16 protein-coding genes and 2 pseudogenes are annotated in these 20,156 nt (G+C 70.9%); 12 read left to right on the top strand and 6 right to left on the bottom strand.

Annotation, left to right across the window (positions count from 1 at the left end; genetic code table 11):
- Positions 1-48: 48 nt before the first annotated feature.
- The 3 genes and pseudogenes from ACFQ87_RS00405 to ACFQ87_RS00395 form a co-directional block, all read left to right on the top strand.
- Positions 49-312, top strand: a pseudogene (locus tag ACFQ87_RS00405) (hypothetical protein); the annotation flags it as partial.
- Between the two features lie 95 nt (positions 313-407).
- A pseudogene (locus ACFQ87_RS00400) lies at positions 408-722 on the top strand (NUDIX hydrolase); the annotation flags it as partial.
- A gap of 41 nt (positions 723-763) precedes the next feature.
- Positions 764-2,083 carry a serpin family protein gene (locus ACFQ87_RS00395; protein ID WP_380608283.1) on the top strand — a complete coding sequence of 440 codons (1,320 nt, stop codon included), beginning with the start codon at positions 764-766 and terminating at the stop codon, positions 2,081-2,083.
- A 3-nt stretch (positions 2,084-2,086) separates the two neighbouring features.
- On the opposite strand, the gene ACFQ87_RS00390 is transcribed toward ACFQ87_RS00395, so the two are convergent.
- The 4 genes from ACFQ87_RS00390 to ACFQ87_RS00375 form a co-directional block, all read right to left on the bottom strand.
- A complete protein-coding gene (locus ACFQ87_RS00390) occupies positions 2,087-3,202 on the bottom strand; it encodes an ADP-ribosylglycohydrolase family protein (RefSeq protein ID WP_380608282.1) in 1,116 nt (371 codons plus the stop codon).
- 49 nt (positions 3,203-3,251) lie between these two features.
- Entirely contained in the window at positions 3,252-4,523 is a 1,272-nt protein-coding gene (locus ACFQ87_RS00385) for a DUF2786 domain-containing protein (protein WP_380608281.1), read from the bottom strand.
- A 105-nt stretch (positions 4,524-4,628) separates the two neighbouring features.
- Entirely contained in the window at positions 4,629-6,242 is a 1,614-nt protein-coding gene (locus ACFQ87_RS00380; protein WP_380608280.1) for a transporter, read from the bottom strand.
- Positions 6,239-7,090: an ABC transporter ATP-binding protein gene (locus tag ACFQ87_RS00375; protein ID WP_380608279.1), complete on the bottom strand. Its 852-nt coding sequence runs from the start codon at positions 7,088-7,090 to the stop codon at positions 6,239-6,241. The genes ACFQ87_RS00380 and ACFQ87_RS00375 overlap by 4 nt, the downstream gene beginning before the upstream one ends.
- Before the next feature lie 256 nt (positions 7,091-7,346).
- On the opposite strand from ACFQ87_RS00375, the gene ACFQ87_RS00370 reads away from it, so the two are divergent.
- The 9 genes from ACFQ87_RS00370 (at position 7,347) to ACFQ87_RS00330 (ending at position 18,523) form a co-directional block, all read left to right on the top strand.
- Positions 7,347-7,892 (top strand): DUF1707 and DUF4190 domain-containing protein, encoded by a 546-nt coding sequence (locus ACFQ87_RS00370; protein WP_380608278.1) that lies wholly within the window; start codon positions 7,347-7,349, stop codon positions 7,890-7,892.
- A 408-nt stretch (positions 7,893-8,300) separates the two neighbouring features.
- Entirely contained in the window at positions 8,301-9,899 is a 1,599-nt protein-coding gene (locus ACFQ87_RS00365) for a DUF2142 domain-containing protein (protein ID WP_380608277.1), read from the top strand.
- A 394-nt stretch (positions 9,900-10,293) separates the two neighbouring features.
- The gene (rpsL, locus tag ACFQ87_RS00360; RefSeq protein ID WP_014144289.1) at positions 10,294-10,665 is read left to right on the top strand and encodes a 30S ribosomal protein S12; all 372 of its coding nucleotides are present in this window, start codon (positions 10,294-10,296) and stop codon (positions 10,663-10,665) included.
- 2 nt (positions 10,666-10,667) lie between these two features.
- Positions 10,668-11,138: a 30S ribosomal protein S7 gene (rpsG, locus tag ACFQ87_RS00355; protein WP_030055803.1), complete on the top strand. Its 471-nt coding sequence runs from the start codon at positions 10,668-10,670 to the stop codon at positions 11,136-11,138.
- Positions 11,139-11,177: 39 nt separating this feature from the next.
- Complete coding sequence (gene fusA / locus ACFQ87_RS00350; protein WP_380608276.1) at positions 11,178-13,283, top strand: elongation factor G; 2,106 nt, start codon at positions 11,178-11,180, stop codon at positions 13,281-13,283.
- Positions 13,284-13,504: 221 nt separating this feature from the next.
- Positions 13,505-14,698, top strand: a complete 1,194-nt coding sequence (gene tuf, locus ACFQ87_RS00345) for an elongation factor Tu (protein WP_380608275.1) — start codon at positions 13,505-13,507, stop codon at positions 14,696-14,698.
- A 200-nt stretch (positions 14,699-14,898) separates the two neighbouring features.
- The gene (locus ACFQ87_RS00340) at positions 14,899-16,950 is read left to right on the top strand and encodes a hypothetical protein (RefSeq protein WP_380608274.1); all 2,052 of its coding nucleotides are present in this window, start codon (positions 14,899-14,901) and stop codon (positions 16,948-16,950) included.
- Between the two features lie 194 nt (positions 16,951-17,144).
- Entirely contained in the window at positions 17,145-18,104 is a 960-nt protein-coding gene (locus tag ACFQ87_RS00335) for a glycosyltransferase family 2 protein (protein WP_380608273.1), read from the top strand.
- The gene (locus ACFQ87_RS00330; RefSeq protein WP_380608272.1) at positions 18,101-18,523 is read left to right on the top strand and encodes a GtrA family protein; all 423 of its coding nucleotides are present in this window, start codon (positions 18,101-18,103) and stop codon (positions 18,521-18,523) included. Before ACFQ87_RS00335 ends, ACFQ87_RS00330 begins: the two co-directional genes overlap by 4 nt.
- Before the next feature lie 89 nt (positions 18,524-18,612).
- Here the strand turns inward: ACFQ87_RS00330 and rfbC are convergent, their stop codons facing one another.
- Together rfbC and rfbA are read right to left on the bottom strand one after the other, a co-directional pair.
- Positions 18,613-19,212: a dTDP-4-dehydrorhamnose 3,5-epimerase gene (gene rfbC, locus ACFQ87_RS00325; RefSeq protein ID WP_380608271.1), complete on the bottom strand. Its 600-nt coding sequence runs from the start codon at positions 19,210-19,212 to the stop codon at positions 18,613-18,615.
- Positions 19,209-20,084, bottom strand: coding sequence for a glucose-1-phosphate thymidylyltransferase RfbA (rfbA, locus tag ACFQ87_RS00320; protein WP_380608270.1), 876 nt, complete (start codon positions 20,082-20,084; stop codon positions 19,209-19,211). The genes rfbC and rfbA overlap by 4 nt, the downstream gene beginning before the upstream one ends.
- Between the last annotated feature and the right edge of the window lie 72 nt (positions 20,085-20,156).

The following is a 20,156-nucleotide window of genomic DNA, read 5'->3' as shown; positions in this document are numbered from 1 at the left end:
GGCGACTACGTGTCCGGCCTGAAGATCACTGCGACCGGGCTTGAACAGCTGTCGTTCGACCTCACTGTCGATCGGAACATCGTGACGGGCTCATGGGTAGAACAGACCGCACAGGACGGCTACTACCAGGGAGCGAGGTACCACGGCGCCGTTCAGTTGCTGGTCGATCCAACTGGGCGGCGCATGGCCGGTGAATGGGTTGGCTTCGGCAAGGAATTCGACGTCAACACTGGGCCTTGGGAGTTGCGCCTGTTGGACAAGTCCACGGCTGACGATGTCTTGAGTCGCTACAGCGTGCCGCCGGAGGCATAACGCGCCTCGACACAAGAGCGGAGAGCCCCCGTACCGGCCACACCCAACATGGGCAGGACGGGTACGGGGGCTCTTGATTTCAGTAGTGCTCGGGACAGCTGGGCGAATCCCTCGCGGGATGCGGGATCCGCGAGACCCACGAGGAGACCGGTATCGAGATCGAGATCACCGGGATCGTCGGCACCTACACGAACCCGGGCCACGTCTTCGCGTACGACGACGGGGAGGTCCGCCAGGAGTTCTCCATCTGTCTACTCGGACGGGCTGTCGGCGGGACCCTCCGCACCTCGGACGAGTCCTTCGAAGTCGCCTGGTTCCACCCGGGCGAGGTGGACGCGCTCCCCATGGTCGCGAGCATCCGCAAGCGGCTCGATGACTGGCGAAGCGGTCGGATTCCCGTCGTCCGGTAGCCGAGACGGAACCGGTCGGCGGGGTGCCGCGTCGAAGGGCCATGACGAACAGCAGCACCGGAACCCGTCGTACGTCCCGCCGCCCGGCGGCGCTGCTCCTCGCCGCCGCGCTCGCCGCGCCGCTGATCGCCGGCTGCGGCAGCACCGGGGCCCCGACCGGCGCGGAGGTGAGAGCCTCCGCGCCGGACGGCGGGGCCGCAGTCGATCCGACCCAGGTGGCGGCCACCGCGAAGGCCACCGACGCCTTCGGGCTCGACCTCCTGCACACCCTCACCGCCAAGCCGGACGACGCCGGGCGCAACCTCGTGGTCTCCCCGTCCGGCCTGGCCACCGTGCTCGCCATGCTGCTCCCCGGCGCCCGGGGCGCGAGCGCCGATGAGCTCGCCAAGGCCCTGCACACCGACCTCGATCCGAAGCAGTACGCCCTCGCCACCGGCGCCCTGAACCGACCCGTGCCGACCACCGACGGGCTCACCCTGCGTCAGAGCGACGAGGTCTGGACGCAGCAGGGCTTCCCGGTGGAGCCCGACTACCTGGCCGGCCTCGCCGCCGCCTTCGACGCCGGAGTGCACACCACCGACTTCAAGAAGGATCCGGAGGGCAGCCGCAAGGCCGTCAACGCGGCCGTGGAGAAGGCCACCGACGGGCGGATCAAGGACCTCTTCGCCCCGAACCAGATCAACGGGGACAGCCGGGTGGTCCTCACCGACGCGCTCTACCTCAAGGCGAAGTGGGCCTCCGAGTTCAAGCCCGGGCACACCGCGGACCGCCCGTTCCACAAGCTCGACGCCTCCACCCCGTCCGTCCCCACCATGAGCCAGACCGGCGAATTCAAGTACGCCGACGGCTCCGGCGGGATCGTCGGCGAGCCCTGGCAGGCCGTCGAACTCCCCTACAAGGACGGCAACCTGGTGATGGACCTGATCGTGCCCGCCCAGGGCGGCTTCGCGGCCTTCACCAAGGGACTGGACCAGCCCCAGCTCGACCGGATCCTCGGCGCCCTCAGCGCGCAGCCCGTCGACCTGCAGCTGCCGCGCTTCCACTTCGACACGTCCAACGAGCTCACCTCCGCGCTACGCTCGCTCGGCGTCCACTCGGTCTTCGACCACGCCGACCTCAGCGGCATCGCCAAGGAGCCGCTCGCCGTCAGCACCGTGGTGCAGAAGGCCACCGTCCAGGTCGACGAGGAGGGCACGGTCGCGGCGGCCGGCAGCGGCGTCGGGATCGTCGCCGGGGCGGCGCCCGCCCCGAACAAGCCGGTCCAGCTGCACATCGACCGGCCGTTCCTGTTCCTGGTCCGGGACACCTCCAGCGCGCGGCCGCTGTTCCTCGGTCAGGTCACCGACCCCCAGGCGAAGTAGCGCCTACCAGGCCGGATAGCGCCCGCCGAGCGCCGGGTGGGCCGGGTCGCGGCTGCCGAACAGCACCAGCAGGTCGTCCGCGACCGTCAGCAGTTCGGCGCGCCCCTCGACCGCCCCGGCCCACTCGGCGGGCAGCGCCGAGGCGCCGTACGCGGCCCCGACCAGGTTGCCGCAGACCGCGCCGGCGGAGTCGCTGTCCCCGGAGTGGTTCACCGACAGCAGCAGCGCGGTGCGCACCGGGTCGGGGTCGAGGGTGGCTGCCAGCAGCGAGTACACCGCGATGGCCAGGCACTCCTCGGCGATCCAGCCCAGCCCGACCCGCTCCACCGTGTCCGCCGAGGGCTCGGCCTCCTGGGCGAGCCGCACCGCCCGGGCCAGCGCCTGGACGGTCTCCTTGGACTTCGGCAGCTCGCGGATCTGCTCCACCGTCTCGCCGACCGCCGCCCACGGCTCCGTCCCGGCCGCCAGCCGCTCGACCAGCGCCGCGAAGGCGCCCGCCGCGAGGTAGCCGGTCGGGTGCCCGTGGGTGAGCTGGGCGCACTGCACGGCCAGTCCGAAGGACTGCTCGACACCCAGGCGGGCCAGCCCGAACGGCGCCGAGCGCATCACCGTGCCGCAGCCCTTGGAGCCGGGGTTGATCGGCCCCGGGCGCCCGATCGCGGACGGCGCCTCGAACACCGGGTGCTCGGACACCCCGCTCAGGCACGCGTTGCCCGGCGCCCGCCGCGCGTACAGGAACGGCCGGCCCAGCAGCCAGCCGTCGTACGGGCGGGGCTGCGGCTCGGCGTCCGGCTCGCCCTGGTACTGGGTACGCAGCCAGCGCCGGTAGGCGCCGTGCACGGCCTCCGGCACCGAGCCGCCGCCGCCCGACCAGCCGCGGACGAAGCCGCGGATCAGGCCCTCGGCGGTGAACAGCGTCATCTGGGTGTCGTCGGTGACCTCCACCGGACCGCCGCCTGCGGACGGCAGCGCGGTCACGCCCTGCGGCCCGAACCGGTCCCGGATCTGGTGGAGTTGCTGGAACTCCACCGGCCAGCCCAGCGCATCGCCGATCGCGCCGCCCAGCAGCGCTCCGCGCACCCGGTCCCGGTATCCCGACTCCGCCGCCGACTCCGTCACGTCGAATCCCCCCTCGTTCGTGGCGGGATACGTTCTACCAGGCGGCCCGTCAGTTGTGGATCTCACCCCGCCCGTGCAGGGCGGCGCGGTCGGCGGCGGCGCGGCCGGCCGCCCAGCCCTCGCCGTCGCTGACCCGGACCCGCTGCGAGACCAGCTTCGGGAACAGCCGCCCCACCTCCTCGTCCACCTTCGCCGAGCGGGCGGCCAGCGCGGGCAGCAGCCGCTCGTCCGGCAGCAGCTGCTCCTCGGTGCCGTCCTCGCGCAGGTGGCGCCCGGCCGCGGCGGCGCTGGTGGTCCGCTCGGTGGCGGTGGTCAGCCGCTCGCGGATCCGCGCCGCGTACGCCACCAGGAAGGACTGCCGGAACGCCTTACTGCGGGAGTCCTTGCCGGAGCCGGCCTTGTTGAGCGCGTGGGTGGCCTGCACCAGCAGCGAGGTGTAGAGCAGCTCGACGCCGTCGAGGTCGCCGTCGAAGCCGATCACGGTGCAGAAGCCGTACTCCTTCGCCCACACCACCCGGCACCGGTTCGCCGCCGCGACCGCGTCCAGCAGCATCGTCTTGGGGCCCTCGTACGGGTTGTCCACGCCGATCCGCAGCGCCGCCGGGGTGTCCCGGTCGGCGCCGGCGGCGGCCAGCAGCGCCTCGTCGATGCTGTGCTGGGCCATCAGCTGCTGGGCCTTGGCGGTCAGCGCCTCGGCCTCCTCCGGGTACTCGGTGGACTCGGCCTTGGCCAGCAGCGCCCGGATCCGCGCCAGCATCCGCGGCTCCCCGGTCACCGGCCCGGTGGCGTGCTGCGCCCGTACGGACTGTCCGGGCACCGGGCCGACCGGGGCGATCGGGGGCAGCCGGCCCCAGCTGCGCAGCAGTTCCAGGACGGCGGTGGCGAGCGCGAAGCGGTCCAGCCGGTGCCGGTGGGCGAAGGCGCCGAGGTACTGCTCGTCGGCCGGCCACCAGACCTCGGTCTCCAGCTCGCGGAGCTGCTCCTGCCAGCGCCGGTCCAGGCTCGCGGCGGGGTGGCGGCGGCCCTCGGCGGCGATCAGGTCCACCGCGAGCGCCAGGTGGACGGGCTTCAGCTGGCGCCGCACCACCCGCACCAGGTCGGCCGGGCGCCAGCCCGCCGACCAGCAGCGGCCCACGGCGGTGTCCACGTACCCCAGCAGCGCCCGGCTGACCGCCGGCCACTGCCCGGCCGAGGCGGCCAGCAGCGAGGCCCCGGTGTCCAGCGCGAGGTCCAGCCCCTCGTCCGGGGCGGTGAGCACCGACCGCACCGCCTGCTCCAGCAGCGGCCCGGCGTTCCCGCCCTGCTGCGCGCGCTTGCCCACGGTGTGTCCCTGCTCTCCTCGACGACGCCTCGACGGCCCGACCTCTCCGGCCCATGATGCCGGAGTGGCCGAGCCGGCCGACGAGGCCGACGGGGTCCCGGGCCTCTAGCGCTCGATCGCCTTGGCCAGGATCTCCGGGGTGCGCTCCAGCAGCCGGGCGGCCGCCAGCCGGATGCCCAGGACGGCGATCAGGCCGCCGTAGAGCGGGCCGACCAGCAGCACCGGCCAGGTCGGACCGTCCGAGGTCAGCGCCCAGAGCAGGTAACCGCCGACCGGCAGGGCGAGCAGCGCGACGCCGAACATCGAGCCGAACTGGTTGAGCAGGATCAGCCCGCCCTGCCCGGGGGCCGCGTTGCGCATCGGGTTGCTGTCGGCCGGCATGGTGTACGGCGCGAGCACGCTGAACACCGAGCCGAGCGCGACGCCGCAGCCGAGCATCGCCAGCGCGAGGCCGAGCGCGGAGGGCAGCCCGGCCCAGTCGCCGGTGACGGCGGCCAGCACCAGCCCGAGCACCGCCGCGACCGGCACGGCGTACGACAGCACCGCGTACGCCCGGCCGCGCAGCTCGTCCCGGGCGTCGGCCGGGGTGCGCAGGGTGGCGGCGACCATCCAGAACGCCGAGCCGTCCATGCCGAACAGGTTGAGCATCTGCAGCCCGAGGAAGGTCCCGGTCATCGCCAGCAGGTAGACGCTCGACCAACCCTGGACCACCGACAGCACGCAGATCACCAGCGTCATCCCGATGCTGGTGAACAGTGCCGCCTTGGCCCGCGGCTCGCGCCAGGCGTACCGCAGGTGGCGCTGCATCACCGCGCCGGCCCGGCCGTGCGGCAGGAAGCGCCAGCCGCGCGACGCCTGCACCCCGCGGGCCACCTCCAGGGTGGAGGAGTCGGCGGTGACCATCAGCTCCTGCAGGCTGCTCCGCCACCAGCGCAGCAGCAGGACCAACAGCGCCCCCGCCGCGGCGAGCTGCAGCAGCGCCAGCGCGTACCGGCCCTGGCCGGCGGTGTGGGTGGCGTCGGCCGCGCTGATCGGCGGGATCCAGCGCAGCACCGAGGCGATCGGCTTCAGCGGGCTGAGGTCGATCGGCCCGCCCCGGCGGCCGAAGATGCTCTGCGATCCGACGTTGGCGGCCTGGACCAGCAGCGCGAAGGCCAGCCCGCCGAAGATGGCGAAGTCCTTGCCGCGCCGACTGGAGAGCATCCGGGCGTTGCCGGCCGCGACCGCCCGGGAGAGCGTGACCAGGCAGAGCACCGCGAGCGGCACCCCGACCACCGCAGCCGCGGCCGAGGCACCTCCCTCGGCGCCGGACAGCGCCGCGCCGGTGACCAGCACCAGGCTGATCAGCGGACCGGGCCCGATCAGCGCGGCCAGTAGCGAGCCGCGCAGCAGCGGTCCGGGCCGCAGCGGCAGCATGGTGAGCCGGGTCGGGTCGGAGCTCTCGTCGCTGGAGAACAGGAACAGCGGCAGCGCGGCCCAGCCCAGGGTGAGCACGCCGAGCAGCACCACGCCGGCGTTCGCGGAGCCGGCGTAGCGCCCGTTGAGCATCGCCAGCGCGAAGGCGACACCGCCCGCGAAGGCCAGGCCGACGACGCCGCCGATCAGGTACACGGCGGTACGGCCGGGGCTGCGGCGCAGCCCGTTGCGCAGCAGCCGCAGCTTGAGCGCCACCAGGGCGCGGACCACCGTCCGCCCGTCGGGCACGGAAGCCGCGTTCACTGCCCACCGCCGAGCCGCTCGCCGCCGAGCTGCGCGCTCCCGGCGTGTCCGCCGCCGAGCCAGCCGAGCGCCTGGCCGTCGTCCTCGCGGACGCCGATCAGGTCGAGGAAGGCCGCGTGCAGGCTGCGCTCGCCGCGGACGCCGTCCAGCGGGCCGTGGGCGATCACCCGGCCGGCGTTGACCACCGCGACCCAGTCGCAGAGCTGCTCGACCAGCTCCATCACATGGCTGGAGAAGACCACCGTGGAGCCCGCCGCCGCGTACCGCTTGAGCACGCCGCGGATGGTCTGGGCGGAGACCGGGTCGACGCCCTCGAAGGGCTCGTCGAGGAACAGCACGTCGGGGTTGTGCAACAGCGCGGCGGCCAGCCCGATCTTCTTGCGCATGCCGGTGGAGTAGTCGGCGACCAGCTTGTCGGCGTCCCGGCCGAGGTCCAGGACGGTCAGCAGCTCCTCGGCGCGGCGGTCCACCTCGGCGCCGGGCAGGCCGCGCAGCCGGCCGGTGTACTGCAGCAGTTCGCGTCCGCTGAGCCGCTCGAACATCCGCAGGCCCTCGGGCAGGATGCCGATCCGGGCCTTGACCGTGACCGGGTCGGCCCACACGTCGGCGCCGTGCACCAGCACGGTGCCCTGGTCGGGCCGGAGCAGGCCGGTGACCATGGACAGCGTGGTGGTCTTGCCCGCGCCGTTCGGCCCGACCAGGCCGATGAAGGCCCCGGCGGGCAGTTCGAGGCTGAGCCCGGCCACGGCGGCCTGGCTGCCGAAGTGCTTCCACAGTCCCTGGATGCTGACGGCGGACGGGGTGAGCGGTCCGGGGTGCCCGGAGGGCGACGGTACTGACGCCTGCATGGCGGCCTTCTGTCTCTACTCGTGTGCGGGTGGCTGAACGGTTGTCCGGGGCCCCAGCCTGTCACTGCCCGAACGGACTGTCGCCGACTTTGAGCATCCCCTGAGCGTGTCCGCCGAACGGGTGGGGCGCGCCGCCCGGAAACCGCGCCGCCGCGGCAGACGGGCCGATTTGGCAACTACTCAGCTCCACTGTTCGTCCTGCACTATGAGGAACAGTGAGCGCGCGCGGGGGCGCCGCGTTTCCGGGAGGTGGCGGATGTCCGTTCAACCGTGGGGCGAGTCCCGTCCCGCGCATCCGCACGGCCATCGGGCCGCGGTGCCGGGCTGGCAGCCCGCGCCCTCCCCGCAGGCGGTGATGCGGGCGAGCCACGCGGACCGGGACCGGACGGTGGACGTGCTGAAGGCCGGCTTCGCCGAGGGCCGGCTCTCCGCCGAGGAGTACGAGCAGCGCCACGAGGCGGCCGCCCTGGCGCGCACCTACGGCGAGTTGGCCGCGCTGGTGGCCGACCTGCCGGCCGGGCCGATGGTGGCGCCGCCGCTCCAGGCCGCGCAGCCGGTCCCGGCGACCTTCCTGCCGCCCCCCGCGCCGCAGGTCCGCCCCACCAACGTGCTGGCGGTGGTCTCCCTGGTGTGCAGCCTGACCGGCTTCCTGTCGCTGCCCGCGGTGGTCACCGGCCACATCGCCCGGGCGCAGATCCGCGAGCGCAACATGAACGGGGACGGGGCGGCCGTCCTCGGGCTGGTCCTCGGCTACCTGGGCACGGCCTTCTGGGCCCTGATCATCCTGCTGGGCATCGCGTAGCCCGTCCGTCCTCCCCGGCCGCCTCCGCCGCGCCGGACGCCCCGTTGGCGGGCCGGTTCCGCACACATCGGTCGTGGTCGGACAAGCCGGAACCGGACCGGGCGGGGTGCCTCCCGATAGGGTCTTCACATTGTGAAGACCCTATGATGCCCGGAGGACTTCCATGTGCCCGGGGCCGTCGTCGTTCCGTGGCGGCCCGTGAACGAGGGGACCGGACATGACGTCCGGCACATACGAGCTGAGGACCGTTCCAGTGACAGTCAGAGCCTGGGAGACCGTCAGAGTTTCGCCGTCCGGGGGAGGCGTCCGCGCTCGGCGGCCGGTGCTCGAAGGACGGCGATTAGTCGTGGCTCACGACGATCCAGGACCCCATGGCGAGCTCCCGTTGACCCAGAAGGCCCATCAGGCATGATGATCACCGCCGTCAAGAGCCTCGCCGACCGGCTCGCGTCGTCGCCCAGGCGCCTGTGGGCCGTGTCGTTCACGGTCTTCCTGCTGCTGGGTGCCTCCTGGTCGCTGACCACCCCGACCGGTGCCTCCCCGGACGAGAGCGCGCACCTGATCCGGGCCGCGGCCGTCGCCCGAGGCCAGGTCGACGGCCGCGAGGTGATGGTCCCGCACGTGGTCGCCGGTATCGAGGGCCACTTCGCGGAGACCGAGGTCATGCTTCCGCGGATGTACAAGGACCTGAAGGACGTGAACGCCTGTTACGTCTTCCAGCCCGAGGTGTCGGCCTCCTGCGCGCCCAAGCTCAAGGACGCCCCGGGGACGGCCCCGGTGACCACTGCGGCGGGCCGCTACCACCCGGCCTACTACTTCGCGGTGGGCTGGCCGAGCCTGCTGGTCGGGGGCGAGACCGCGCTCCACCTGATGCGTCTGGTGTCGGCCGCGATCTGCGCCGCCCTGGTGGCGAGTGCGGTGGTCTCGGCGGCGGAGTGGCGGCGCCGCGACTTCACCCTGCTCGGCGTGATCACCGCGGCGACCCCGATGGCCCTGTTCATGTTCGGCATGGTCAACCCGAGCGGCCCGGAGATCGCGGCGGGCATCCTGGTCTGGAGTGCCGGGCTGCCCGCGCTGATCAGCCCGGACCCCTACCTGCTGAACCGCCGGCTGGCCCGGCTGGGCATCGGCGCGCTGGTGCTGATCAGCATCCGTCCGCTGGGGCTGATCTGGTTCTCGGCGGCGCTCTTCTTCGCGCTGCTGCTGCAGAGGAAGGGCGCGCTGAGGGAGGTGCTGCGCCGGAAGGCGACCTGGCTCTGGGGGCTTGTGGCGGCGGCCGCGGCAGGCTCCGCGTACGCCTGGACGGCGAACCACCCTGACAACTCGCTCATCAACACGCCGAGCAGCCTCACCCCGGTGGTGGCGGCCCGCAGCACCTTCGACAACTCGCTGGACTACATCAAGCAGATGGTCGGCTACTTCGGCTGGCTGGACGCGCCGCCGCCGGCCGCCACGCTGCTGGTCTGGTCCGGCGTGGTGCTCGCGCTCGTGCTGTTCGCGTTCTGCTTCGCGAAGGTCCGGGACGTCCTCGCGATCGTGGGGACGATGGCCGGGATCATAGTGATACCGATAGCGGCGCAGGCCATGCAGGCCAGGTCACTCGGCATGATCTGGCAGGGCCGCTACCTGCTGCCCTTCGCCGTCGGACTGCCGATCGTCTGCGCCGTGATCTGCCACGAGCGCCTCCCGCTGGGCGGCTTCACCTTTCGCCGGCTGCTGGTGCTCTCCTCCTTCTCGCTGGCGGTGGTGAACGTCGCCGCGTTCGTCTGGGCGCTTCGCCGCAACGCGGTCGGCACCAAGGGCCCGCTGCTCATCAGTCCGGCCCACTGGGTGCCGGTCGGCGGATGGCCGCTCTGGGTGGCGGTGTACGCGGTGGCGGCACTGGTGCTGGGCGTGCTGGTGGCGGTGTCGGACAACCGGGGGCGCAGCGGGCCGGACGCCGGCGGCGCCGGGGGCGGTGCGACGGTCGGACGCGGTCGGCTCGCCGCGGCCCACGGGGAGGCGTAGGGTCGACCTGCGGGCGGGGCCCGGTTGTGGTAGAGCCTGTGGAAGCGGCCCGACACCGGCCGGTCGCGTACGGGACACCGTGGCGACACCCGGCCGAAGGTCGCGACCTGCGGCGTTGCATTTGTTTTGACCGCGCCCCATGCGCTAGGTACGCTCTGACCTTGTGCCTGGGGTGTCCCCGGGTCCTTGTGCGTGCATGCACACCGGTCGCCGCGCCGAGCCGGAGCGCCTCCCAGCGCGCCGCGCGTAGAGCGCCGTCGCTGCATCAGCTCATGGGATTCCGTGTCGGAATAGCCCAACACACCCGACCGCGTGGGTCGACCACGGGGTCGTGTGCGAGGGAACACCGCAGGTTAGTTCCACCAAGCCTTGGCACACAGAAAACGGAGAAACGGTGCCTACGATCCAGCAGCTGGTCCGAAAGGGCCGGCAGGACAAGGTCGAGAAGAACAAGACTCCCGCGCTGAAGGGCTCCCCGCAGCGCCGTGGGGTCTGCACGCGTGTGTACACGACCACCCCGAAGAAGCCGAACTCGGCGCTTCGCAAGGTCGCCCGTGTGCGCCTCACCAGCGGGATCGAGGTCACCGCTTACATCCCGGGCGAGGGCCACAACCTGCAGGAGCACTCCATCGTGCTGGTGCGCGGTGGTCGTGTGAAGGACCTTCCTGGTGTCCGCTACAAGATCATCCGCGGTTCGCTCGACACCCAGGGTGTCAAGAACCGCAAGCAGGCCCGCAGCCGCTACGGCGCCAAGAAGGAGAAGTAAGAATGCCTCGTAAGGGCCCCGCCCCGAAGCGCCCGGTCATCATCGACCCGGTCTACGGCTCCCCGGTCGTCACCCAGCTGGTCAACAAGATCCTGCTGCACGGCAAGCGCTCCACCGCCGAGCGGATCGTGTACGGCGCCCTCGAGGGCGTCCGCGAGAAGACCGGCTCGGACCCGGTCGTCACGCTGAAGCGCGCGCTGGAGAACGTCAAGCCGGCCCTCGAGGTCAAGTCCCGCCGTGTCGGTGGCGCGACCTACCAGGTTCCGGTCGAGGTCCGTCCGGGCCGCGCCAGCACCCTGGCGCTGCGCTGGATGGTCGGTTACTCCCGCGCCCGTCGCGAGAAGACCATGACCGAGCGCCTGATGAACGAGATCCTCGACGCCAGCAACGGCCTGGGCGCTTCCGTGAAGCGTCGCGAGGACACCCACAAGATGGCCGAGTCCAACAAGGCCTTCGCGCACTACCGCTGGTAGTCCGTACCCCGTCACTAGACAGAGAGAGAACGAGCCACCATGGCTGCAACCTCCCTTGACCTCGCCAGGGTCCGCAACATCGGGATCATGGCGCACATCGACGCGGGCAAGACCACCACCACCGAGCGGATCCTGTTCTACACCGGTGTCTCGTACAAGATCGGTGAGGTCCACGATGGCGCTGCCACCATGGACTGGATGGAGCAGGAGCAGGAGCGCGGCATCACGATCACGTCGGCCGCGACGACCTGCCACTGGACGGTCGACGGCGTCGACAACACCATCAACATCATCGACACCCCGGGTCACGTCGACTTCACCGTCGAGGTGGAGCGTTCGCTGCGCGTCCTCGACGGTGCCGTGACGGTGTTCGACGGTGTCGCCGGTGTCGAGCCCCAGTCCGAGACCGTGTGGCGGCAGGCTGACCGCTACGGCGTCCCGCGCATCTGCTTCATCAACAAGCTGGACCGCACGGGCGCGAACTTCTTCTTCTGCGTCGACACCATCGTGGAGCGCCTCGGCGCCACCCCGCTGGTGATGCAGCTCCCGATCGGTGCCGAGGCGGACTTCCAGGGCGTTGTCGACCTGGTCCGCATGAAGGCGCTGGTCTGGTCCGCCGAGGCCGCCAAGGGCGAGATGTACGACGTCGTCGACATCCCGGCCGAGCTGCAGGAGCAGGCCGACGAGTACCGCACCCAGCTGATCGACACCGTCTCGAACGTCAGCGACGAGATCATGGAGCTCGCCCTCGAAGAGGCCGAGATCCCGGTCGAGCTGCTGCAGGACGCGATCCGCAAGGGCACCCTGAACTCGGACTTCACCCCGATCTTCTGCGGTACCGCCTTCAAGAACAAGGGCGTTCAGCCCCTGCTCGACGCGGTCGTCAAGTACCTGCCGTCGCCGCTGGACATCGAGTCCATCGAGGGCACGAAGCCGAACGACCCGGAGACCAAGATCTCCCGCAAGGCTTCGGACGACGAGCCGCTGGCCGCGCTGGCGTTCAAGATCATGTCCGACCCGCACCTGGGCAAGCTCACCTTCGTCCGGATCTACTCCGGTCGCCTGGAGTCCGGCACCTCCGTGCTGAACGCCGTGAAGGGCAAGAAGGAGCGCATCGGCAAGATCTACCGCATGCACGCGAACAAGCGTGAGGAGATCGAGTCGGTGGGCGCCGGCGACATCGTCGCCGTCATGGGCCTGAAGCAGACCACCACCGGTGAGACGCTGGCCGACGAGAAGAACCCGGTCATCCTGGAGTCCATGGACTTCCCGGCCCCGGTCATCCGCGTCGCCATCGAGCCCAAGTCCAAGGGTGACCAGGAGAAGCTGGGTGTCGCCATCCAGCGTCTCGCCGAGGAGGACCCGTCCTTCCAGGTCAACACGGACGAGGAGACCGGCCAGACCATCATCGCGGGTATGGGCGAGCTGCACCTCGAGGTGCTCGTCGACCGTATGCGCCGTGAGTTCAAGGTCGAGGCCAACGTCGGCAAGCCGCAGGTCGCGTACCGCGAGACGATCCGTCAGGCCGTCGAGCGCATCGACTACACCCACAAGAAGCAGACCGGTGGTTCCGGTCAGTTCGCCAAGGTGCAGATCGCGATCGAGCCGCTCGAGCAGGCCGAGGGCTACGAGTTCGTCAACCTGGTCACCGGTGGCCGCGTGCCGCGCGAGTACATCCCGTCGGTCGACGCCGGTTGCCAGGAGGCCATGGAGTTCGGTGTTCTCGCCGGCTACCCGCTGCAGGGTGTCCGCGTGAAGCTGCTCGACGGCCAGTCGCACGACGTCGACTCCTCCGAGCTCGCGTTCAAGATCGCCGGTTCGATGGCCTTCAAGGAAGGCGCCAGGAAGGCCAAGCCGGTCCTTCTTGAGCCGATGATGGCCGTCGAGGTCACCACGCCCGAGGACTACATGGGCGACGTGATCGGTGACATCAACTCTCGCCGTGGCCAGATCCGGTCCATGGACGAGCGTCACGGTGCCCGCGTCGTCACGGCGCTGGTGCCCCTCTCCGAGATGTTCGGCTACGTCGGTGACCTGCGCAGCAAGACCTCTGGTCGCGCCAGCTACTCGATGCAGTTCGACTCGTACGCCGAGGTCCCCAAGGCCGTGGCTGAGGAGATCATCGCAAAGTCCAAGGGCGAGTGAGGTCCGGCTCTGCCGGCTTCAGAATCAGTCCGACATTCGGGATGATTCCGACCCCTTAGGCTATTAGGAGGCGACCCGGGAGGATCCGGACGGATCCTCCCGGGGCCTCCGGCCCCCACCCCGCGGGACGGTACGAGGTGCTTCCGGCACCACGGACCAAGCCCGATCAAGACCAACTGACGTCAGCACGGCGTACAGGAACTGTCCTCAGGAGGACTGCAGTGGCGAAGGCGAAGTTCGAGCGGACGAAGCCCCACGTCAACATCGGCACCATCGGTCACATCGACCACGGTAAGACGACCCTTACCGCGGCCATCACCAAGGTGCTGCACGACGCGTACCCGGAGATCAACCCCTTCACGCCGTTCGACCAGATCGACAAGGCGCCGGAGGAGCGGCAGCGCGGTATCACCATCTCGATCGCGCACGTCGAGTACCAGACCGAGGCGCGTCACTACGCCCACGTCGACTGCCCGGGTCACGCGGACTACATCAAGAACATGATCACCGGTGCGGCCCAGATGGACGGTGCGATCCTCGTCGTCGCCGCCACCGACGGCCCGATGCCGCAGACCAAGGAGCACGTCCTCCTGGCCCGCCAGGTCGGCGTCCCCTACATCGTCGTCGCCCTGAACAAGGCCGACATGGTGGACGACGAGGAGATCCTGGAGCTCGTCGAGCTCGAGGTCCGTGAGCTGCTCTCCGAGTACGAGTTCCCGGGCGACGACCTGCCGGTCGTCCGCGTCTCCGCGCTGAAGGCGCTGGAGGGCGACAAGGAGTGGGGCGAGAAGCTCCTCGGCCTGATGCACGCCGTCGACGAGGCCATCCCGACCCCGGCCCGCGCCGTGGACCAGCCGTTCCTGATGCCGATCGAGGACGTCTTCACGATCACCGGTCGTGGCACCGTCGTCACCGGTCGTATCGAGCGTGGCATCCTCAAGGTCAACGAGACTGTCGACATCATCGGCATCAAGGAGACCAAGACCACCACCACGGTCACCGGCATCGAGATGTTCCGCAAGCTGCTCGACGAGGGCCAGGCCGGTGAGAACGTCGGTCTGCTGCTCCGTGGCATCAAGCGCGAGGACGTCGAGCGCGGCCAGGTCATCATCAAGCCGGGTTCGGTCACGCCGCACACCGACTTCGAGGCCCAGGCCTACATCCTGTCGAAGGACGAGGGTGGCCGTCACACCCCGTTCTTCAACAACTACCGCCCGCAGTTCTACTTCCGTACCACGGACGTGACCGGCGTCGTGACCCTCCCCGAGGGCACCGAGATGGTCATGCCGGGCGACAACACCGCCATGACGGTCGCGCTGATCCAGCCGATCGCCATGGAGGAGGGCCTGAAGTTCGCCATCCGTGAGGGTGGCCGCACCGTCGGCGCCGGCCAGGTCACCAAGATCATCAAGTAATTGATGCTCTGACGTTCTGACGTCTGACCTCTGGTCGAGGAGGGCTTGGTGAGGATCCTTGGATCTTCACCAAGCCCTCCTTCGTTGTGCAGAAAATCGTCAACTATGCTCGCGGCGTAAGCCGGAGCGACGCCGGGCGCGGGAGCGCGCTCGATAACAGGGGATGGGATTTCGGGCTCTCGATGGACACTCTCCGCACCATGGCGGCCACTTCCTCGTCCGAGGAGGCCGCGCCGGGTGGCAGCCCCGGATCTCCGCCGCGCTCCGCAGGCAGGTCGGCCCGCAGCCTGCCGGTCCTGGCCGGCGCGCTGCTCGCGTCCTGGCTGGTGCCCACCGCGCTGATCTCGGCCGGTCTCGGCTTCCTGGTCCTGCCGCTGCTGGTGCTGGCGGTCGCCGCGGTGATGCGGGTCGGCGGGGTGCTGCTCGACCGGCTGGTGGCGGCCGCGCTGGTCATCGCCGGCGGCGTGTTGGTGTTCGGCCTGGTGTTCTCGCTCTGGCCGTGGGGGATCGACCCCGTCCCGACCTCCGGCGTGCTGTTCTCCGTGGTGACCCTGACCGGCTGGGCGAGCCGCCGCGCGCCGCGGCTGCCGCTGCGCTTCCGGCCCTCGGACCTGCTGGTCGTCGGCACCGGCTACGTGATGTGGCACTACCTGCACAAGCCGCTGGTCGACATGGGGCAGGGCGGGCGGCTGTCGTTCCTCACCACCTCCGAGGACCGGCTCAACCACTTCTCCTACTTCGTCGGCATCGAGCACGTCGGCGGCTACGACTTCCTGCACCAGGAGGCCGCCAAGGCGTACATGATGTCGGGCGAGGGGGTGTACCCGCAGGGTTCGCACTTCCTGCTGGCCTGGATCGACTCGCTGTTCCGCTCCTCGGCGGACCTGGGGTCGACGCTCGACACCATGAACCGCTACCTGCTCTACGTCCTGGCCGCCTACGCGCTGCTCGGCGTGGCGCTGGTCTGGGGGGCCCGCTGGATCGGCGGCCCGCGCCTGCGCGGCTGGCGCACCGCGGCGGTGTGCGGGACGGTCGCGGCGCTGGTGTTCTCCAGCAACTACACCGACCTGGTCACGCACGGCTTCGACTCGACGGTCATCGGCCTGCTGATGGTGGCCCTGCTGACCGCCTTCCTGGTCCGCCCCGCGCTGCGGACGCCGGACTTCCTGGTGCTCGCCGGGGCCGGACTGATCACCGTCACCTACGTCTACAACCTGTTCGGCGCCGTCGCCGGGGTTGGCCTGGCGGCCGCGCTGCTGGTCCACCGGCGGCGCCTGCGCCGCTCGCGCTGGCTGCTGTACGTCCTCGCCGGGGTCGTCACGCTGGGCCTGGCCGCCCTGCCGAGCGTGGTGTCGGTGCTCTCCAACCTCGACGTCGCCGGCACGTCCAACCTGGGCGGGCCCAGCGTCGGGGCCGACCGGACGATCCTGGTCGGCGGCCTGCTGCTGGCGCTGCTGGCCGCGGCCGTGCCCGCCAACCGGCGCACCGGCACCGGGCAGGCGCACCTGGCGGTGGTGCTCGGCGCCGGCGTGGTGATATGCGGCTTCGCCTGGTGGCAGATGCACACCATCGGGCACGTCTCGTACTACTTCGAGAAGCTGGCCGGCACCGGTGTGGTGATCGCACTGGTCTCGATCGGCGCGATCGGACCGCTGCTGCGGACCACCCCGCCCGCCCGGGTCCCGGCGCTGCGGCGCCTGATCGGTGACGGCGTGCTCTCGGTGGTCTCGGTGGCGACCGCGCTCAGCCTGTTCGCCGGCGTGCAGTGGGGGATGGAGTCCTTCAAGGCGGCGCCCACGGCCTGGTACCAGAACTCCCTGACGGCCTGGGGCCGGGGCGAGTCCTGGAGCGACATCGGCCCGCGTGAGGGCGCCACCGTCATGGGGGACCTCGACGGCATCAACGAGCCGATGATGGTGCTGTACTCCAACGACGACTACAAGAACCTGAAGTCGACCTGGATCACGGCCCTGCTGCGCGGGCGCGGCGGTGACATGCGGGCGCTCTACGAGACGCACTGGGTGAACATCGGCGCCGAGCCGCGGAAGGACGCGGAGCACGAGGCCGCGCTGGCGCACGTGAAGACGGCCGCGCAGAAGCTCGGCCGGCCGATGACCGTGGTGGTCGCCGACCGGGCCACCGGCGACCGGCTGCGCAAGGAGCTGACCGGCTTCCAGCCGCGGATCACCGTGGTCGAGAAGCCGGGCAACAACTGGGTCGAGCCGTGGAACCGGAGCTTCCCGGGGGACTGATCCGCGACCCGGCGACGCCGGGGTGGCAGCATCGCGTGGGGGCACCGCTCGAACCGGGCGGTGCCCCGTCCGTTTCCGGCCCCGGGGCCGTCGGTCAGCTCTCACACCTCGCTCATCCGGTCTCATCGGGGGCTCACGACCGGCTGCTATTGTCGCCACAATCCAGCCCCACCAGTGGAAAGCGGGACCAAGTCATGTCGACAGCGCCTCAGTTGTCGGTCGTCATGCCGATCTACAACGAGCAGGAGGCGCTCCCGCTGACCGTCGAGCGGCTGCGGCCGATCCTCGACGGGCTCGGGGTCGACTACGAGGTGGTCGGCGTCGACGACGGCAGTACCGACGCCACTCCGGTGCTGATGCAGAAGATCCGGCAGGACTGGCCCGAGTTCCGGATCATCCGCTTCTCCCGCAACTCCGGCCACCAGGCGGCGCTCAAGGCGGGCCTGCACCGGGCGTTCGGCGACTACGTGGTGAGCATCGACGCGGACCTGCAGGACCCGCCGGAGAAGATCCCGGAGATGCTCGCGCTCGCTCGGGAGGAACACCTCGACATCGTCTACGGCGTGCGCGGGGACCGCGGCACCGACAGCGTCTTCAAGCGGCGCACGGCCGGCGCGTACTACTGGCTGATGCGCAAGCTCGTCGGCAAGCGGATGCCCAGCCAGGCCGGCGACTACCGCCTGCTCAGCCGGGCGGCGGTGGACGCGCTCAAGGCCTTGCCCGAGCACCAGCCGGTCTACCGGCTCCTGGTGCCGTGGCTCGGCTTCCCCAGCGGCGAGGTGGTCTACGTCCGCGAGGAGCGGGTGGCCGGCGGCACCCACTACCCCCTGTCCAAGATGGTGCGGCTCGCCCTGGACAGCATCACCAACTTCTCCGCCGCCCCGCTGCGGCTGGCCACCTACCTCGGCCTGGTGAGCTTCGTGGTCTGCATCGGGCTCGCGATCCACGCCACCGTCGCGTACTCGCTCGGGTCGACCGTGCCCGGCTGGTCCTCGCTGTTCATCGGGATGCTGTTCCTCGGCGGCGTGCAGCTGATCTGCGTCGGACTGCTGGGGGAGTACGTCGGCCGGATCTACTCGGCGGTGCAGGCCCGCCCGGCCTACTTCGTCGGGTACGACTCGGCCGAGGACGACGAGCGGGGCCCGGGCCGGTGACCTTGACCGAGGAGCCCGCCGAGCCCGCCCCCAGGACCCGGCAGCTGCCGTCCTTCCTGGTCATCGGCGTCCTCAGCACCCTCTTCTACCTGGGGTTGTTCGTCGCCGCGCGGTGGTTCACCGACCCCCAGGTCGCCAACCTGGTCGCGCTGGCGGTCAGCGCGGTGGCCAACACGGCGGCCAACCGCCGCTTCACCTTCGGGGTCGTCGGATCGGAGGGCATGGTCCGCCACCAGCTGCAGGGCGCGGTGGCCTTCGTGATCGGGCTCGGCCTCAGCAGCGGCGCACTGGCGCTGCTCGACCTGGCGGTGCCGCACGCGTCCCGGGCGGTCGAGGTGGCCGGGCTCGTGGTGGCGAACGGTCTGGCCACGCTGGCCCGGTTCGTCCTGCTCAAGCTGTGGGTGTTCCGGCAGCACTGAGCGGGGCCGGACCGGCGCGCCGGGACCGAACACGAAGGAGGGGGCGCGTGCCGCTGCACGCGCCCCCTCCTGTCGGTCCTGCGTCACCGTTACCGCTCGTTGAGCGAGTCCGTGTAGGCCTTGCACGCCTCGTAGGTCGGGAGCAGACCGGTGGCGATGGCTTCCTTGAGGGAGGGCGCAGCCGCGTCGCGGGCGGACAGCTGCGGAGCCTCGGCGGGCCACTCGATGCCCAGGTCCGGGTCCAGCGGGTGCACGCCGTGCTCGCCGGTCGGGTTGTACGTCGCCGAGCAGAGGTAGGTCAGCGTGGCGTCGTCGGTGAGCGCGCAGAAGCCGTGGCCGAGGCCCTCCGGGATGTAGACGGCCTTGCGCTCGGTGTCGTCGAGGCGCACGCCCTCCCAGCGGCCGAAGGTCGGCGAGCCGACCCGCAGGTCCACGATGACGTCCAGCACCGCGCCGCGGGTGCAGGCCACGTACTTGGCCTGGCCGGGCGGGACGTCGGCGAAGTGGATGCCGCGCACGACGTCCTTGGCGGAGAGCGACAGGTTGGCCTGCGCCAGGTTCAGCGGGTGGCCGACCACCTCGGCGAGCCGGTCGAAGCGGTACCACTCGGTGAAGTGGCCGCGCGGGTCGCCGTGCACCTGCGGGGTGATCTCGAAGGCGCCCTCGATGGAGAGCTCGCGGAACTTCACCGGCCCGCCGCCTCGTCCAGCAGCGCCAGCAGGTACTGGCCGTAGCCGCTCTTCAGCAGCGGCTCGGCGAGCTCGCGCAGCTGGGCGTCGTCGATCAGGCCGGCCCGCCAGACCGCCTCCTCGATGCAGCCGATCTTGAAGCCCTGGCGCTCCTCTATGACCCGGACGAACTCCGACGCCTGCACCATCGAGACGAAGGTGCCGGTGTCCAGCCAGGCGGTGCCGCGGTCCAGGATGGTCACGTGGAGGTCGCCGGACTCCAGGTACGCCTCGTTGACGGCGGTGATCTCCAGCTCGCCGCGGGCGCTCGGCTTCAGGCCGCGGGCGATCTCGACCACCCGGTTGTCGTAGAAGTACAGGCCGGGGACGGCGTACCGGGACTTGGGCGCGGTCGGCTTCTCCTCGATGGAGATGACCTGGCCGTCCTCGTCGAACTCGACCACGCCGTACGCGGTCGGGTCGGCCACCGGGTAGGCGAAGACCCGGCCGCCCTTGGCGCCGGTGTGCTCCGAGAGCCGGGTGCCCAGGCCGCTGCCGTGGAAGATGTTGTCGCCGAGGATCAGCGCCACGGGCTCGTCGCCGATGAAGTCGGCGCCCAGCACGAACGCCTGGGCGATGCCCTCGGGGCGCTCCTGGACGGCGTACTCCAGGCGGAGGCCGAACTGGGAGCCGTCGCCCAGCAGGCGCTCGAACTGGTCCCGGTCGTTCGGGGTGGTGATGATCAGGATTTCGCTGATCCCCGCCATCACCAGGGTCGAGAGGGGGTAGTAGATCATCGGCTTGTCGAAGACCGGGAGGAGCTGCTTCGACACCGCTCGGGTCAGCGGCCAGAGCCGCGAGCCGGTGCCGCCGGCCAGAAGGATTCCACGCATGGGGTGCACCTTATTCGAGTTCGAAGGGGTCGGTGAGGCCCGGGTCGGCGGGTCCCCGGCGCGCCGGTAGAC

It is taken from the genome of Kitasatospora sp. NPDC056531, assembly GCF_042794375.1.
Classification (GTDB): Bacteria; Actinomycetota; Actinomycetes; order Streptomycetales; family Streptomycetaceae; genus Kitasatospora.
This window is presented reverse-complemented; position numbering and strand designations above follow the sequence as displayed.

Coding starts and splice junctions, on each gene's coding strand:
- ACFQ87_RS00395 (WP_380608283.1), top strand. CDS start 764: ATGACGAACAGCAGCACCGGAACCCGTCGTACGTCCCGCCGCCCGGCG.
- ACFQ87_RS00375 (WP_380608279.1), bottom strand. CDS start 7,090: ATGCAGGCGTCAGTACCGTCGCCCTCCGGGCACCCCGGACCGCTCACC.
- ACFQ87_RS00370 (WP_380608278.1), top strand. CDS start 7,347: ATGTCCGTTCAACCGTGGGGCGAGTCCCGTCCCGCGCATCCGCACGGC.
- ACFQ87_RS00365 (WP_380608277.1), top strand. CDS start 8,301: ATGATGATCACCGCCGTCAAGAGCCTCGCCGACCGGCTCGCGTCGTCG.
- rpsG (WP_030055803.1), top strand. CDS start 10,668: ATGCCTCGTAAGGGCCCCGCCCCGAAGCGCCCGGTCATCATCGACCCG.
- fusA (WP_380608276.1), top strand. CDS start 11,178: ATGGCTGCAACCTCCCTTGACCTCGCCAGGGTCCGCAACATCGGGATC.
- ACFQ87_RS00340 (WP_380608274.1), top strand. CDS start 14,899: ATGGCGGCCACTTCCTCGTCCGAGGAGGCCGCGCCGGGTGGCAGCCCC.
- ACFQ87_RS00335 (WP_380608273.1), top strand. CDS start 17,145: ATGTCGACAGCGCCTCAGTTGTCGGTCGTCATGCCGATCTACAACGAG.
- rfbA (WP_380608270.1), bottom strand. CDS start 20,084: ATGCGTGGAATCCTTCTGGCCGGCGGCACCGGCTCGCGGCTCTGGCCG.